Source organism: Mesorhizobium sp. LSHC420B00 (genome assembly GCF_000503055.1).
GTDB lineage: Bacteria > Pseudomonadota > Alphaproteobacteria > Rhizobiales > Rhizobiaceae > Mesorhizobium.
The window spans coordinates 25,544-40,907 of the sequence record NZ_AYVY01000006.1 but is presented as its reverse complement, the minus strand read 5'-3'; the positions used below and the strand labels follow the sequence as shown (position 1 = coordinate 40,907).

Below are 15,364 nucleotides of genomic sequence, written 5' to 3'. Positions count from 1 at the left end.
TCTCAAATTTGCCGAGTGGCAGATCGTTGCCCGACAAGGCGCGGCCTACACCGTGGCCTCATCATTCACCGACGTTTGTTGCCGTATGCTGACCGCGGCATCCGTTCCATGAAAGTCCCGGTACCATTCGACAAAGCGTTGCACTCCGTCCTCAAGCGGTGTCGCCGGGGCGAAGCCGACGGCCTTGCGGAGATCGCTGACGTCGGCGCGCGTCTCCAGAACGTCGCCAGGCGGCAACGGCACATCCACGCGAAGCGCCCGGCTGTCAAGGGCGGTCTCGATGATCGAAATCAGCCGGTTGATCTCCTCGGGCCGGTCGTTGCCGATATTGTAGACGCGACACGGCGCGGAACTTGTAGCAGGGTCGGCGGTGCAAGGGTCCCAATTCGGATCGGGCCGCGGCGGTGCAGCGAGTGCCCGAACCACGCCCTCAGCGATATCGTCGACATAGGTGAAGTCTCGCCAGACGCGGCCGGCATTGGCTACTTCGATTGGCTTGCCCTCGATGATCGCGCGCGTGAACAAATAGACCGCCATGTCGGGCCTGCCCCAGGGGCCATAAACGGTAAAGAAGCGCAGTCCCGTCACGGGCAGGTCGAACAAATGGCTGTAGGAATGCGCCATGAATTCATTCGAACGCTTGGTGGCGGCGTAGAAGCTGACGGGATGATCGGCGCCGTGGTGCTCGGAAAACGGTATGGTTCGATTTAAGCCGTAGACGGAGCTCGAGGAGGCGTAGACGAGATGACTGACGCCGTAATGCCGGCAGCCCTCAAGGACGTTTAGAAACCCCACTATGTTCGATTGCACGTAGGCGTGCGGGTCAACAATTGAATGACGCACGCCGGCCTGAGCCGCGAGATGGACAAAGTGTGAGGGGCGAACGTTTGAAAACAGCAACTGAACGCGCGCGGCATCCGCCAGATCCATTCGTATCGGCGTGAACTCCGCCTCGCTACAGAGGCGTGCAAACCGCGCTTCCTTGAGCCGCAGATCGTAATAGGGTGTGAAATTGTCGACGCCCACGACTTTGACACCCAGACGCAAAAGCCGCGAGGCCACGTGAAAACCAATGAAACCTGCTGCGCCGGTGACGACGATCGGTCCTGTCCGCGCAAGTCTCTTCACCGCTTGATCCGAACGCGATCGGGCGATTTCCACCTTCTCCGTTGCGGCAAGGACAGACTCGCTGCATAGATCGTTGTCCAACTTGTCGCCTTTCGAATTCCGTTCGACAGTACCGAATTGCCGGTCCGAGATTCCAGCTTCCGATATTTACGTCAGCGCATCGAACCTGGTGGAGTTCAGGCGACGTCGGTGCCACGAACCGCGCAACGCGATGCACGACCTGCCAAATCATGACACTCCAAATTGCGTCGTCTGGATCCCGGGCGGACGCCGACGTCCGGCGATTGCATTTAAGTGGCCGGCCCTTATGGCAGGACCGAAATACGCCCAAGAAGGGCCACCAGTTCCGCCTGGCGTTTCGTTTCGGTCTTGGCGAACAGCGAGGCAAGCTGGGAACGGATCGTGGTGCGGCTGAGACGCCAGCTGCGAGCGATCTCCAAAGGTGCGTCGCCCTGAGCCAAACGCAAGGCGAGGTGCGTTTCTGCGCTCGTCAAGCCAAACATTCTTTGCAACGTGCGAGGATTTGGCCCCGACCTGTTGTCCCGGTCCAGCAACGCCACGATGCTCGTTCCGTCGGGAGCAATAACTCCGTTCTCGTTCAGTATCACCGGCCGGTCGCCCCTGCTGCGGATTACCACCCAGGATAACGAGCCCGGCAGGAATTGGCCCGGAACATTCGCGATCAGCCGCCTTAGTGCGGCCGTAAGCCCGCTCGCCGTGTCAGCCGCTTCGCCCTGGCGCTCAAGCGTGGTTTGGGCGGCTGCGTTCCACTCGACTACTTTTCTTTCGCGATTCAGCACGAGATAGCCACAGCCAATGCGATCAAGCACGCCGGTTATGGATTCCAGACTGCGGCCTTTTGGTTCCCCAAGCCGTGCGTCCAATGGATCCGATGCGCGATCGGGAAGGTGACCAGAAGAGGGTCGCGTATTCCGCGCGTCAAAATCGTACTTGGTCCTCGTAGCAATGTACCTACCGCCCGAAGAAGCATCAACATGTCTATCGATCAGATTCATTTTCTACCCCTAACCCAAAGTTTCACACACGCCCGAAAATAAGTATTCGGGATTCGGATAGTCTTTTATGTTTAGATGGATTCTAGTCTTCTATGCGCTGACGGATAACGTGTTCATCACCACCTTGAAAACTCAATATGATCTGACAGTTCTAAGGCAGCTCATAGCCCCTGCTGCATCCGATAAAATGCGCGCTATGATAGCGGTATGGCAATCCGGCAGTGGTACTAAGCTGTACGTTTTTTGCTCTAGTCTCGACGGGCTAGTCAGAAGGTTGTAGTCTGTGTCCATGAGCTCGCAGTCGCGCAGGTCGAATTCGAACCCGTCGGGCAGATTGCTAACTCATATTGCCTCTGCATCCGTACTAGCTGCCACACTGATATTTGAAATAAAATCGTCAGCCTATATTGGGCAAGGCGCCAGTTTTCTGGAATTTGTTCCGGCTATTATTATTATCGCTTATCTCGAAGATCGTGTGCCTGCGCTCGCTGCGACCATTCTGATGGTGGCGGTCGGCCTTTGGGCGCGAGGATACGATCAGATTTCAAATGGCGATTGGGCACGCGCAATCCTGCTTCTGGTTTCGGGTGGGGTGATTGCCATGACGTTCCATCGCCTACGGCAGGACTTGCGTGAGCTGCTGGAAGTCGCGGAGGCCAGGCTCGCTGCCGTCGAGGCGACCGAAAGCCGCTATCGTTGGGCCTTCGAACGTGCTGCCATGGGATTCGCGAACACCAACGAGAAAGGTGAGTTGCTGCAATCCAACAGACGCCTTTGTGAGATGACCGGGTACAAGGAGGAGGAGCTTGCCCAATTGCAGCTCGATACGCTCGCCCACCCGAACGACCGGGACACCTTGGCGCAATTGTTGGCGGGCCTAGGCAACGACATTGCTTCGTTCGTTTCGGAGGTCCGTCTTTTAAGAAAGGACGGTACGGCATTCTGGGCCAGGCTAACGCTTTCTTCGTCCGTGCCCGAGGGGGGACTCTCGGAGAGCATCTTCGTGGTGGTCGACGATATTTCGGAACGACGAGCTGTTCACGAAGCGCTTCGGGCTCAGAAGGAATGGCTAGACCTCGCTCTGTCTGCTGGACGCTTGGCCACGTGGCGGATCGACCTTAAAGACGGGACAGTCACAGGCTCGGACACGTTCTGGGACGTTCTCGGCTTGGCCCAGGCCAATAGCCGCAGTTTGGAGGAACTATCAGCTGTCGTTCATCCGGCGGACTGGCCAAAGCTGGCGGCATCGAGAAAGTCCGCATCATCGGTCATGAATTACGATGTTGAGATACGCGTCCGTCGACCGGACGGGCATATCCGCTGGGTTGCCCTGCGCGGAAGGGAGGAAAGACAGGGTGATGGAGGACAGCGGCTTGGAGTGGCTGCCGACCTGAGCGAGAGACGACAAACCACGCTGCTGCGCGCCGCGGCAAAGAAGCGGGAGCGCATTATGCTCGAACAACGCCACAGGTTCGGCAACGTTTTCGCGGTGATCACGGCGCTCGTGAAAATGGTCGATGTTCCTGGAAACAATGTTGCCAAATACAAGGAAATGCTGATCGACCGGATACGCGCGCTCGAGGCAACCCATCTGCTTCTTTCACGCAACGGCAGCGTATCGGGGGCGCTAAACGATCTCGTTGCTCAAGAGTTGCAACCATATATGGGAACACGCGCCATATCGGTCAGCGGTCCTTCCGTGGTGATGTCGGGAGGCGCCGCCGAGAGTTTTGCAATGATCGTCCACGAGCTTGCCACCAATTCCATGAAATATGGAGCGCTTGGCGATCCAAAAGGCCGGATCGACGTAAGCTGGACATTTGCACCTGAAGACACAGGCAGTGAGATCGTGTTCGAGTGGGTGGAATCGGGACGGCGGCGGACCTCGAGCGTAGTCCGTCATGGCTTCGGTTCCATGATAATCGGAGTAGATGGAGCGCCGCTTGTCGGTCACTCTCCCAAACTGGAAATAACTGACCACGGGTTGCGGTATTCGCTGCGGCTATCACGCAAGGAAATCGGATCCTAGTGCAGTGCTCCGATCGAAAAGCAGATACCTAAAAGACGCGTCGCGCTGAATGGCCTTGGAGATGCGCTTAGGTTCTTTTCCAGGGATGTCGTTGGCCAAAGGCCGCAGCGCAGTTTCGGTATATGCAGTATATGCATGAAACCTTGGGCGCCGTTTGCATGTCCAAAAGGACGCGCGGCGCTCTAGCTGGCATGTCTCGAAAGCCATGTCTTCAGCATAACGGCAGCTTCTGTCCGATTGCGTACCCCCAACTCACGCAGGACCGCAGCAGCGTGGATTTTCGTGGTCGCCTCTGCGATTTCCAGGTCGCGAGCAATTTCCTTGTTTGAATAGCCTTCCGCCATCAGCTTGAGGACTTCCTTTTGCCTCGAGGTCAGCCTGCCAAGGTTGAGGCCTGTGGTACGTCGCTGTGGGCCTTTCTCGGAGTGTGTATGCGCGTGGGTTGTTTGCGTTGCACCCGGGCGTGACAGAAGTGCAGGAACATAGATGCGGCCGGAGAGGATTTCATTGACAGCCAAAACGACCTCTTCGTCCGTCTGCGACTTTACGATGTAGCCATGAAGCCCGATCGAAAGAGCCGTGAGTATTTCCGAGCGTGAATCGTTTCCGGAAACGATCGCAAATCGCGTGTCCGGATAGGCGGACAGGATCCCGCCGAGCACCTCCTGATTGAACAGGCCCGGCATATTCAGGTCCAGGATCGCAAGATCCACGAACGATTGCTCTGCCATCAAACTGAGCACCGCGTCGAAACAAGACGCTTCAAATATCTCCACACCTGGAATGCCTGCGGTCAGTGCCAATCGCAAGCCACGACGATACAAGCCGTGATCGTCGGCGATGACGATTCGATACATTGAACTACCCCAACGCGTATCTGAATGGATTGAACGGTGATGGGCCTGAAAGTCGTAGCCATTCACTCGTCGATTCATCCAGCCGACGCCGCGGCACCCCAACGCCGCAAACGCCAGATTTCTAATATAATCTTAAATGACGGGAAACGCTCCTCTTTTTTTGCCCCTTGTGAGCGAAACCCGCCGAACGTCGTCGAACATGTGTTCTGACCTCTTGGAAAGCTGACAGACCGGCTGGTCTCAGCACTGCCATAGGTCTGTAGGTATAGAACAGCAAAACGGCTGAATTGTTACCATTCGAATGCACGACGACACGCACCCCGACGGCCACATACCATCCAGATGCAATGTCCGGATCAGGGATCGGTGGGGAAATCTCACCGGTCTTCTACGGGAAATCTCACCGGTTCTTCTGAGGGGACAAGAACGCGTTTCCCGGGTGCTGACCAGGGTAGGATAACCGGCCCGTGACGATGGCGTTCAGGCCGAATGAACAAGGGAGGACCAGGATGAAAGCGGTGATTCAATGTGGTGGAATGGGAACACGCCTCCGCCCCTTCACTTCGATCTTGCCGAAGCCGCTCATGCCGATCGGTGCACGGCCGGTTCTCGAGATGCTTCTGAAATGGTTGCGACGCAACGGTATTCAGGAAGTCTATATTACAACCGGGTATCTCGGCCACTTGATCCGCACCGTGTGTGGAGATGGCTCGCAGTGGAACCTGAAAATTCGATACACGCAGGAGATGGAGCCGCTGGGCACCATCGGGCCATTGTCTTTGATCAGGGACGAACTGACGGAGCCATTCATCGTTCTCAATGGCGATGTCCTTACGGATCTAAGCCTCAGTCGATTTGTAGCAGCGCACCGTAAGCACACCGATCCAGTGACGATCGCAACAGCCTGTCGCCTGATCAAGATGGATTTCGGCGTCATCGACGAAGTCGACAATACCGTGCAGACCTTTCGCGAGAAACCGACGCTGTCGCATCTGGTCAGCATGGGGATTTACTGCATGAATCCAGACGTTCTGCAGTTCATCCCGTCCGGCATACCCTTTGGGTTCGACGACCTGATGCTCCAGATGATGCAGAACGGCACAACCGTGCACGTGTACAAGCATGAAGGTCTCTGGCTCGATATCGGGCGCGTCGACGACTTTCAGAACGCACAGACCATTTCCTGGGAAGACCAGTCGGCCTCGATCGAGGTCACTGCGACGGCTGCATGATGAAGTCACCAGCGCGGTTCCCACAGTTATCAGTCTAGGAGGTTGTGATGCTCTTGGTCAGTGCCCCGATCTTGGGTGTGCCGGAGAAGACTGCTTTGACCAAGGTCATCGACAGCGGCTGGCTGACCATGGGGGAGCAGGTACGAGCCTTCGAACAAGCCTTTGCCGACGTGCATGGTGCGGAGGATTGCGTCGCGGTCAGTTCTTGTACCGCAGCGCTTCATCTCATTTTGCACGCACTTGGTATCGGCCCGGGCGACGAGGTGCTGGTCCCATCCTTGACTTTCGTGGCGACCGCAAATGCGGTCCTCTATGTTGGTGCGACCCCCGTTTTCGTCGACATCGAGTCGGTCGATGTGCCGCTGATGTCCATCGCGGAAGCCGAAGCGAAATGCACGGCCCGCACCAAGGCAGTCATTCTCGTCCATTTCGCCGGCTACCTCGCCGATCGGGAACAATGGCAGAAGTTCGCCCGTGCCCGTGGGCTGCATATCGTCGAGGACGCGGCGCATGCGCCCGGCCTGAAGGAGGTGGGGACATTTGGTGCCGCGGCCGCCTTCAGCTTCTACGGCAACAAGAACATGACCACGGCGGAAGGCGGGGCGGTGATTGCCAGGGATGCCGGTCTGCTCGAGACGATCCGCCAGGCGCGTGGACATGGGATGACCACCGGGACACGTCAAAGGCTGAACAGCCGCACCCCGCAGTATGATGTCACCATGCTCGGATTCAATTATCGCATGGATGAATTGCGGGCTGCGATCGGATTGGTCCAGCTGCAAAATCTGCAGGAGTGGAATGAGATCAGGCGTATCCTGGTGATGCTGTATCGCCGTCTCATCGCGAAGCATTGCCCGGCCGTGACCATCCCGTTCCACGAGCCACGGACGTCGGCCTACCACATCATGCCTATCCTTTTGCCGCGTTACGCCGACAGGCAAGACGTCATCGACGCACTGCGCGCGCAAGGGATACAAACCACTATCCACTACCCGCCGGTGCACCAGATGACGCTCTATCGTGAGCTCATTCCCGGTACTCATTTACCGCGCACGGAAGATTTCGCCCAGCGCGAACTCACTGTACCGCTGCATCCGCAGATCACCGCACCTTTGGTCGAAACGGTAGTGGTCGCTCTTGCCGCGGCGGTCAATAACTGCGCTCAGACAGGAACAGCCGCATGAATGCCCTGGACCTAGCCATTCACCGGCCTAACGTCTCGAGCGCCGCCCATGGGGCTGTGAGACGAGCAATCGATCTCGTCATTGCTGCAGCCGCGGCGATCGTCTTCGCTCCGCTGATGCTGCTGATTGCCCTGGCGCTGCTGCTGGAAGGCGGTCGGCCAATCTTCTTTACGCAGACCCGCGTCGGGGCCGGTGCTCGCCCATTCCGCATGTACAAATTCCGCAAATTCAGAGTGCGATGCGATCCCGGTGGCCTGGCGCTGACCATGGCCGATGACAGCCGCATGACGCCAATCGGGCGGTTCCTCGCCGCCACCAAATTCGACGAGCTGCCGCAGCTATGGAATGTCTTCAGAGGCGAGATGGCAATCATCGGTCCACGCCCGGAGAGCCTTGCCTTTGCCGATTGTTTTCGCGGGGGCTTTGAGGACATTTTACAATACAAGCCAGGCTTGTTGGGTCCGGCCCAGGTTCTCTTCCGGAATGAAGCGCATTTTTATCCGCGATCCGTGGACCCGCTATTGTTCTACCGCCAGGTTCTGTTTCCTGCCAAGGCCAGGCTCGACCTTTCCTATTATCCGCAGCGCACGATCGTCTCTGATGTCGTCTGGATGGTGCGCGGCTTGCTGGCGGTGCTTGGCGTCGTTTCGCCGCCGCCGATCGGAACGTGAGAGCAGGTGGAATACCCGCGCTCTCGTGGATTTGCAAAGTCAGTGCCTCACGTCATAGGGGGAACGCTTGGGTCATGGCATACAAGGGCAGGAAAGTTCTGGTTACCGGTGCCGATGGGTTCATCGGGTCGCATCTCACCGAAGCACTCGTCCGTAGCGGCGCGGACGTCACTGCGCTGGCTCTCTACAATTCGTTCGACAGCCACGGCTGGCTGGACGATTTGCCGGACACCATTCGAAGCCAGCTGAACCTGATCCGCGGTGATGTTCGTGACAGCGCGTTCCTTAACCGGATCGTGCGTGGCCAGGCGGTGGTGTTTCATCTCGCCGCACTGATCGCGATCCCATATTCGTATGCCGCGGCCCAGTCCTATGTAGAAACCAACATCCTGGGCACGGTCAACGTCCTCGAAGCGGCGCGGCAATGGGAGACGGAGCGGGTGGTGCACACCTCGACAAGCGAGGTTTATGGCACCGCGCTGACAATGCCCATCAGCGAATCACACCCGTTGCAGGGACAGTCACCATATTCGGCATCCAAGATCGGTGCGGACATGATGGCGGAGTCGTACGCCAGATCGTTCGACGTCCCCGTGGTCATCATGCGGCCCTTCAATACGTATGGCCCACGCCAGAGCGAGCGGGCCATCGTACCGACCATCATACGTCAGGCTCTCGACAAGAAATGCTCGGCGATCATGGTGGGAGACACCAGCCCGATCCGCGATCTTACTTTCGTGGAAGACACTGCGGCGGCGTTTTTGACCGCAGGTTCGGCCGAGCTCGAATTTGGCCATGCCTACAATGCCGGAAGCCAGCGCGCCGTGACGATCTCGGACATATTGGATCTGGTGGTCGAGTTGAGTGGCTGCAAGAAACCAATTCACCGCGACGAGCGCCGCCTGCGGCCGCAGAATTCAGAGGTGCGTGCCTTGCTGGCTGATTCTTCGCTCCTCGAAAGCAAGACTGGATGGCGCGCCCAGACCAGCCTGCGCGAAGGGTTGGAGCGGACCATCGGATGGTGGCAGGGACGCCTCAGCGAAGGCCGGGTGCGCCATGAGATGGGTTACATGACATGAGCTTTCGCCTGGGTGGATTGGCTCCGCCGTTGTCGCTGGATTCGAACCAGAAGGAGATTGTCACCAATGGTCCTTGTTAACCGAATCCTTCTTGTCGTGCTCGGCATGCTGGCTGCCATGGATACGGCCGCTGCAGCGGAAGCGCAGGTCGCCTATCGACTTTCCGCCGGCGACACCGTCGAGATAGGAATTGCCTCCATCCCGGAGCGAACGCAACGTGCCGTGGTCCAGATGGACGGCACGATCGCGCTTCCCGAAGTCGGGATGGTTTCGGTGGGCGGCCTAAGCCCGGCCGAACTGCAAACACGCATGCAGACGATCCTGCCAACCAAGATATTCCACCATCGTCTGCCTGACGGGCGGGAGCAAATGATCGTCATCAAGCCGACAGACGTGACCGCCGTGGTCGCAGAATATCGGCCGATCTATGTGACAGGGGATGTGCTCACTCCCGGACAGCAGGCCTACCGGCCGCTGATGACCGTGCGGCAGGCGATTGCCGTGTCAGGTGGTTTCAGCCTTTTGCGGTCCCGGGCAAACCAGGTTGGCCCCGATCCGGTGGATCTGCGGCGCGATTACGAATCGCTTTGGGGGGAATACACGAGAGACTACTATCACAGCGCCCGCATTCGCGCCGAACTTCAGGGCAAATCGAGCTTCGACATGCAGCCACCACAAGGATCGCCCTTGCCGGCAGTTTTTGCATCGGCGATCGCCCAGGCCGAAGCAGAAGGGCTGAAGCTCTCGTTGGACAACTTCCAGCAAGAGCAGAGCTTTCTCGATAAAAGTGGCAAGGATGCCGCTGCACAAACCGAGACCTTGCTCAAACGCGAGCAGGCCGAAGCGGATGGCGTGAAGGCGGACGAAGACGAGCTGGCGCGCGTAAGGAAAGCGTTTGAGTCCGGAAATCTCACCAATAACCGGCTCGCCGACGTCCGGCGCGCTTTGGTACTCTCTTCCAGCCGGGCACTCGAAACGTCGGTTGAACTTATGAGAGCACGACGTCAGCAGGCTGATTTTGCCAGACAGCACGAACGCAATGACAACCAAAGAAGGATAGGTCTGCTGACTGAGTTGAAAGATACCAATGTGCGTCTTGCCGACATCAATGCAAGACTTCGCGCCGCCAGCCAGAAGTTGCAGCCCACGGGAGCTGCCGCCCTGCCGTTGCCGGTTGCCGGTGAGACGATCCAAGCCGAGGTCACGATCGTTCGCAGGGTCGGCGAAGAATGGCGGAAACAGCCGGCCCAAGAAGACACCGAGGTCATGCCGGGAGACACGATCGAGGTAAGGTTCAGCAGCGCTCTCGAGAGCGCGGCGATCCGATAGATCGGCTGCGCCTCGAGCCAAGCGGCCGCCACTGGGTTGGCAGCCGCTTACTGCCTGAAAGCTCTGGAAAATTGGTCGGTAAGAGGTTTCATCAAGTAGGACCAGACACTGCGCTCGTCGGTTCTTATATGGACTTCGGCGGGCATGCCCGGTTTGAGGATTTTCTCTCCTGTCAGGCAGGTCGCTTCGTTCTTGACATCGATGCGCGCCGAAAAATAGGAAAGCTGACGTTGCTGATCCTTGATCAGATCTGCGGAGACGCGGTTGACCGAGCCTTCGCAAGCCGGTGTAGTGCCGGCGTCGAACGCCGGAAAGCGGATCGACACCTGCTGTCCGGGATGGATCTCATCAATGCGCGACGGAGGAATGGAAGCGTCTACGACAAGGTTGTCGGAATCGGGCACAATCATCATGAGCACCTCTCCGGCGCCAATCACGCCTCCGACGGTGTGGACCGAGGATTCTTGTACCGTGCCTGATTGCGGGGCGCGAATGTCTGTCCTGCCGAGCTCGTCTTCGGCCACCACCTTGCGCTCACTGAGTTCGGTCTGCTTGGCTTCCGTTTCGCGAAGTTCGTTGGTCACGTCGCTCCGCATTTGTTCGTCGAGCTGAAGCACCTGCAGGTCCGTTTCACTGATGTGAGCTTGTACCTCCGCTATCGCTGCGACAAGGCGTCCCGATTCGCCGCGAGTCCGGGTCTTCTCCAGGCTGACAGTGCTCAACCTCTCCTTGGAGACCAACTTCTTTGCGTAGAGAGATTCAACGTCAGCAAGGTTCTTGGTCAGCAGATCCAGAGACTCATCCGTCGCAGACTGCTGCGATTTGAGGCCATCGATCTGACGTTCCAGCTGCTTCGCGCGGCTTTGCAATTGTGCCTTCTGGCCAGCCAGCGCCGCAGCACGGCTTTCGAACAAGGCACGTTCGCCACTGACAAGCGCCGCCACTTGCGGGTCACCCATTTGAACCCGAAGGCCAGGCGGGATCTGCATTTCCGGCAGACCCTGGCGCTCGGCTTCCAGCCGGGCCAGACGAATGGTGGCTCGATTGAGGTCCTCGGTGATTATCTGCAGGTTTGCTCGGGTCAATGTGTTGTCCAGCCTGACCAACACGTCGCCGGCCTTCACGTGATCGCCGTCCTGCGCGAAGATTCCGCCGATGGTGCCGCCGGTTTGATGCTGGACTTTTTTTATGTTGCTTTCGACCACCACAGTTGCAGGCGCAATCACCGCGCCGGCAATCTTGGTCAATCCCAACCACAGCCCTCCGCCAAAGATCAACAGCAAGCTGGTTGCCAAGCCCAAGAGCAGATTGGCCCGGATGCCATCCGGATCCGGCTTCGTTTCCAACGAACGGCTTTCGCCACCGGGCGCGGCGTATGGCGACACGGTAACAGTAGAGCGATACCTCACATATGCCCGGCTGCACCTCTGTGCAGCGGAACGAGAATGTTCTGCCAGGCTCCGGAGCAGATTGCCCCAGGGTAAATTGGCTCGAATGCCATCCGGCTCTGGCTTCGCCCCGGTCGGCTGGCCTTCGCCAGCGACCGCAGCATATGACGACATGGTCACGTTAGACACTAAGCAATACCTCACGCATGCCCGCTTGCACCGTGCTGCAGCGGAACGACAATGTTTGGCTTGTCCGGACGCGGGAAGGGCCGGATCACATTTGCCAGAACGTCTTCGCGCGAACCGAACGAATGGAGCATCCCGTTCGACAGGACGAGTACCTGATCGATGTTGACGAGAGCGGAGGGGCGATGCGCAACGACGATCACGATACCGCCGCGCTGACGCACTGCCAGGATCGCGCCGGCCAAAGCAGCATCGCCGTCTGCATCCAGATTGGAATTTGGTTCGTCAAGAACGACGAGGAATGGATCACCGTAAAGTGCCCTGGCAAGTCCGACGAGCTGCCTCTGCCCAGCCGACAGGGCTGCGCCGCCTTCTCCGATGCGTGTTTGAAAACCCTGCGGAAGACGCATGATCATCTTGTCCACGCCCGCAGCTTTGGCAGCTGCCAACACGCCCCTTGCGTCGCTTTTGCCGCCGAACCTTGAAATGTTGTCGGCGATCGTGCCGTCGAACAGCTCAACGTCCTGCGGCAGGTAGCCAATATGAATGCCGAGCAGCTCTGAATTCCACTGATCGAGCGAGGCGCCGTCCAATCTTACCGTTCCTCGAAGCGGCTTCCATGCCCCGACCAAAGCGCGCACGAGCGTGGTCTTGCCGGAGCCGCTCGGGCCGACGACCGCCAACCCTGCGCCCCTCGCCAAGCGGAAGCTTACATTGAAGATTGTTGGCTTCTGCAGACTTGGTGGCGCGACCGTCAATTCCTCGACCGCAAGCTCCGCCTTTGGGCGTGGCAGTTCCATTGGCTCTTGCTGGCTATCAAAAGCATCCAGCGCTGCCGCCAGCTCGGAATAGCTTTTGCGGGTTGCCAGAAACCCTCTCCAATTTGCGATCGCCACATCGACCGGCGCCAGTGAGCGGCCCAGCAATATGGACGACGCTATGATCACACCCGGCGAGGCCTCGCCCCCGATCACGAGGTAGGCACCAAGCCCCAGCACGCATGATTGCAAGGCCATTCGGAGCGTCTTCGACAGTGAGCTCGCTGCGCCAACGACGTCGGAGAGCCGTTCCTGGTTCTTCAGATAAAGATGACTGACCTCGTTCCAGCGCCGGCTAAGCGGGGCGGACAGGCCCATAGCCTGAACAACCTCTGCGTTGCGGCGGCCGGAATCGGCCAGAAGCCGCTGCGCAACGAGTGTTTCAGACGCACGAGCCGCAGGTTTGCGGCCGATGATCTCCGCAGCCACCGTCAAAAGCACAACGGCGCATGCGCCGAGCGTTGCCAGCACGCCAAGCGCAGGGTGCAGCAGATAGATGACCACCATATAAAATGGTATCCAGGGAGCGTCGAATAAGACTGTCGGGCCCAGTCCGGAAAGAAAGCCACGTAGCTGGTCCAGATCACGAAGCGGATGTACCCGGTTCGCATCCGGCCCGGCAACGAGGGGCAGGGAAAGCGAGGCTGCGAACGCCTTTTGCTGCAGATTTCTATGCAGGCGGCTGCCGATGCGGACCAACAGGCGAAGCCTCACGAAATCGAGGAGCCCGTAGGCCGCGTAAAGTCCCAGCATCCCGACTGTAAATCCGACAAGAGTCGGCACGCTCTGCGAAGGCAGCACGCGATCGTAGACCTGGAGCATGTAGACGGAGCCGGTCAAGGCGAGGATATTTATCAATGCGGAGAAAACGCCTACGCCAACGAGGCCGTGCACACAGCCGAACATCGCGGATCGTAGATCGAGCGAGCGCCCTTTGGTTGACTTCATGATATGCGCTCTTTGACGCGAAATTGCCGCGCAATCTCGTCGGTTCTTTCGATGAGGGACAAACTTTAACCTTCCGGGAAGCAGCAGCTCCGCCCTTCGCTGCTGGAACATTACGAATTGCTTACATATGTGCCTTCTTTGATTAAAATGTAGCAAAATCGTGACGCCAGGCTGAGAATTCGGCAACTGGCTCGCCAGGCTGGGGATAACCGGGTCTGGTAAGGAGATATTCCTAATCATGACACAGCGCAGAAGCTTATGGTCATCTTTGTAGCATCAAGGCGTCGAAGCGTCTGGGGACGGATGGGTTTTGATTTTGTCGATCGAGAGTTAAACGGTTTTGAGATACACTTCATCGGAACGCAATTGTCGGCCACCAACGCCGGCTAAAACGGGGAGGCGAGTGTCGTGAGCGAAGAGATCAATGTTGCCGACGCCTACGGCAGGGGCCGCAGCACCTTCATGGGATTGCAGCTGCTGGTCTCGCCCGGTGCGCTTGTTCCTCGGCCGGAAACGGAACTGCTCGGCAACGCCGCTCTCGATGTTCTGAGCCAACTGAACTTGCCGGTGCCTCGCGTTGTCGACATGTGCTGTGGGGCGGGCAATCTGGCGTGCGCCATCGCGCACCACGCTCCCACCGCGCGCGTGTGGGCAAGCGATCTTACCGACGGATGCGTGGAGGTCGCGCGCCGCAACGTCACCCATCTTGATATGGAGGAGCGGGTAACGGTGCTTCAGGGCGACTTGTTCGGCGCCTTCTCCGGCTTGGAGCTTGACGGCACGATCGACGTGATCGTTTGCAACCCGCCCTATATTTCGGAAAAACGGCTCGAGGGCGATCGTTCGCATTTGGTCGAGCTCGAGCCGCGTGAAGCGTTCGCAGCCGGACCCTACGGTCTGAGCATCCATATGCGAGTGCTCAAGGACGCGCCGCGTTATTTGCGGCGCGGAGGCATCCTGCTTTTCGAGGTTGGGCTTGGCCAGGACCGGCAGGTCATGAGTTTGCTCGAGCGTTCCAAGGCTTATGAGAGTATCCGGGCAGTCACCAACCAGGCCGGCGAGGGCAGGGTGGTTGTGGGGCATACGAAGGCGCAGGCGTAAGCACCGCCGTCGCGACAGGCCTAGACGCGCTGTCGCAACCGGAAACGGTCGGGGACTTGAAACAGAGTTGCGCGAGATGTCGGCAAATCAGTTTCTCTTGCGCATGACATATTGCGCAATTCCCTCGATGGAATCGAGATTCTCGGGCAGCAGCTCGCTGTCTTCGACCGTGATGCCGAAGGTCTCCTCGATGAAGCCGATAACCTCGAGCACCCCCGTCGAGTCCACGATGCCTTGGTCGAGAAGCGAGGTGTCGCTCTCCAGGCTCTCTGGATCGGCTATATAGAAATTCGACGCCAGGAAAGCGCGAATTTGATCGCTGCAGGTATCGGTTCTATCCTTGGTAGACAACATTGATTTTGCCTCCGGTACAAAAAATGAATGCTGATCAACTTCGC

13 protein-coding genes are annotated in these 15,364 nt (G+C 58.4%); 7 read left to right on the top strand and 6 right to left on the bottom strand.

Annotated features, from left to right (window positions below):
• Positions 1 to 45: 45 nt before the first annotated feature.
• Complete coding sequence (locus X760_RS51510) at positions 46 to 1,128, bottom strand: NAD-dependent epimerase (protein WP_084642620.1); 1,083 nt, start codon at positions 1,126 to 1,128, stop codon at positions 46 to 48.
• Between the two features lie 305 nt (positions 1,129 to 1,433).
• Positions 1,434 to 2,144 (bottom strand): helix-turn-helix transcriptional regulator, encoded by a 711-nt coding sequence (locus X760_RS0137630; RefSeq protein ID WP_031193850.1) that lies wholly within the window; start codon positions 2,142 to 2,144, stop codon positions 1,434 to 1,436.
• 289 nt (positions 2,145 to 2,433) lie between these two features.
• Here X760_RS0137630 and X760_RS51500 point away from each other — a divergent pair, with 289 nt between their 5' ends.
• Positions 2,434 to 4,173, top strand: coding sequence for a PAS domain S-box protein (locus X760_RS51500; RefSeq protein WP_031193849.1), 1,740 nt, complete (start codon positions 2,434 to 2,436; stop codon positions 4,171 to 4,173).
• Between the two features lie 182 nt (positions 4,174 to 4,355).
• On the opposite strand, the gene X760_RS51495 is transcribed toward X760_RS51500, so the two are convergent.
• Positions 4,356 to 5,030, bottom strand: coding sequence for a response regulator transcription factor (locus X760_RS51495; protein ID WP_023718559.1), 675 nt, complete (start codon positions 5,028 to 5,030; stop codon positions 4,356 to 4,358).
• A 509-nt stretch (positions 5,031 to 5,539) separates the two neighbouring features.
• Between X760_RS51495 and X760_RS51490 the strand changes: the two genes are divergently transcribed.
• The 5 genes from X760_RS51490 (at position 5,540) to X760_RS51470 (ending at position 10,525) form a co-directional block, all read left to right on the top strand.
• Positions 5,540 to 6,262 carry a sugar phosphate nucleotidyltransferase gene (locus X760_RS51490; protein WP_031193847.1) on the top strand — a complete coding sequence of 241 codons (723 nt, stop codon included), beginning with the start codon at positions 5,540 to 5,542 and terminating at the stop codon, positions 6,260 to 6,262.
• Positions 6,263 to 6,309: 47 nt separating this feature from the next.
• On the top strand, positions 6,310 to 7,446 hold the full coding sequence (locus X760_RS51485; protein WP_023718557.1) for a DegT/DnrJ/EryC1/StrS family aminotransferase: 1,137 nt from the start codon (positions 6,310 to 6,312) through the stop codon (positions 7,444 to 7,446).
• On the top strand, positions 7,443 to 8,117 hold the full coding sequence (locus tag X760_RS51480; protein WP_031193846.1) for a sugar transferase: 675 nt from the start codon (positions 7,443 to 7,445) through the stop codon (positions 8,115 to 8,117). The genes X760_RS51485 and X760_RS51480 overlap by 4 nt, the downstream gene beginning before the upstream one ends.
• Before the next feature lie 74 nt (positions 8,118 to 8,191).
• Positions 8,192 to 9,196 (top strand): SDR family NAD(P)-dependent oxidoreductase, encoded by a 1,005-nt coding sequence (locus tag X760_RS51475; protein WP_023718555.1) that lies wholly within the window; start codon positions 8,192 to 8,194, stop codon positions 9,194 to 9,196.
• A gap of 66 nt (positions 9,197 to 9,262) precedes the next feature.
• Complete coding sequence (locus tag X760_RS51470) at positions 9,263 to 10,525, top strand: polysaccharide biosynthesis/export family protein (RefSeq protein ID WP_023718554.1); 1,263 nt, start codon at positions 9,263 to 9,265, stop codon at positions 10,523 to 10,525.
• Positions 10,526 to 10,572: 47 nt separating this feature from the next.
• Here X760_RS51470 and X760_RS51465 read toward each other — a convergent pair whose 3' ends face one another.
• Together X760_RS51465 and X760_RS51460 are read right to left on the bottom strand one after the other, a co-directional pair.
• Positions 10,573 to 11,871 carry an HlyD family type I secretion periplasmic adaptor subunit gene (locus tag X760_RS51465; RefSeq protein ID WP_245278562.1) on the bottom strand — a complete coding sequence of 433 codons (1,299 nt, stop codon included), beginning with the start codon at positions 11,869 to 11,871 and terminating at the stop codon, positions 10,573 to 10,575.
• Between the two features lie 242 nt (positions 11,872 to 12,113).
• Positions 12,114 to 13,865, bottom strand: coding sequence for a type I secretion system permease/ATPase (locus tag X760_RS51460; protein ID WP_023718552.1), 1,752 nt, complete (start codon positions 13,863 to 13,865; stop codon positions 12,114 to 12,116).
• 408 nt (positions 13,866 to 14,273) lie between these two features.
• Here X760_RS51460 and X760_RS51455 point away from each other — a divergent pair, with 408 nt between their 5' ends.
• Positions 14,274 to 14,966 (top strand): class I SAM-dependent methyltransferase, encoded by a 693-nt coding sequence (locus tag X760_RS51455; RefSeq protein ID WP_023718551.1) that lies wholly within the window; start codon positions 14,274 to 14,276, stop codon positions 14,964 to 14,966.
• Between the two features lie 87 nt (positions 14,967 to 15,053).
• On the opposite strand, the gene X760_RS51450 is transcribed toward X760_RS51455, so the two are convergent.
• Positions 15,054 to 15,320: an acyl carrier protein gene (locus X760_RS51450; RefSeq protein WP_023718550.1), complete on the bottom strand. Its 267-nt coding sequence runs from the start codon at positions 15,318 to 15,320 to the stop codon at positions 15,054 to 15,056.
• Between the last annotated feature and the right edge of the window lie 44 nt (positions 15,321 to 15,364).

What these genes read in the sequence shown, in the direction of transcription:
- X760_RS0137630 (WP_031193850.1), bottom strand. Translation starts at nt 2,144, where the DNA reads ATGAATCTGATCGATAGACATGTTGATGCTTCTTCGGGCGGTAGGTAC.
- X760_RS51500 (WP_031193849.1), top strand. Translation starts at nt 2,434, where the DNA reads ATGAGCTCGCAGTCGCGCAGGTCGAATTCGAACCCGTCGGGCAGATTG.
- X760_RS51495 (WP_023718559.1), bottom strand. Translation starts at nt 5,030, where the DNA reads ATGTATCGAATCGTCATCGCCGACGATCACGGCTTGTATCGTCGTGGC.
- X760_RS51490 (WP_031193847.1), top strand. Translation starts at nt 5,540, where the DNA reads ATGAAAGCGGTGATTCAATGTGGTGGAATGGGAACACGCCTCCGCCCC.
- X760_RS51485 (WP_023718557.1), top strand. Translation starts at nt 6,310, where the DNA reads ATGCTCTTGGTCAGTGCCCCGATCTTGGGTGTGCCGGAGAAGACTGCT.
- X760_RS51480 (WP_031193846.1), top strand. Translation starts at nt 7,443, where the DNA reads ATGAATGCCCTGGACCTAGCCATTCACCGGCCTAACGTCTCGAGCGCC.
- X760_RS51475 (WP_023718555.1), top strand. Translation starts at nt 8,192, where the DNA reads ATGGCATACAAGGGCAGGAAAGTTCTGGTTACCGGTGCCGATGGGTTC.
- X760_RS51470 (WP_023718554.1), top strand. Translation starts at nt 9,263, where the DNA reads ATGGTCCTTGTTAACCGAATCCTTCTTGTCGTGCTCGGCATGCTGGCT.
- X760_RS51460 (WP_023718552.1), bottom strand. Translation starts at nt 13,865, where the DNA reads ATGAAGTCAACCAAAGGGCGCTCGCTCGATCTACGATCCGCGATGTTC.
- X760_RS51450 (WP_023718550.1), bottom strand. Translation starts at nt 15,320, where the DNA reads ATGTTGTCTACCAAGGATAGAACCGATACCTGCAGCGATCAAATTCGC.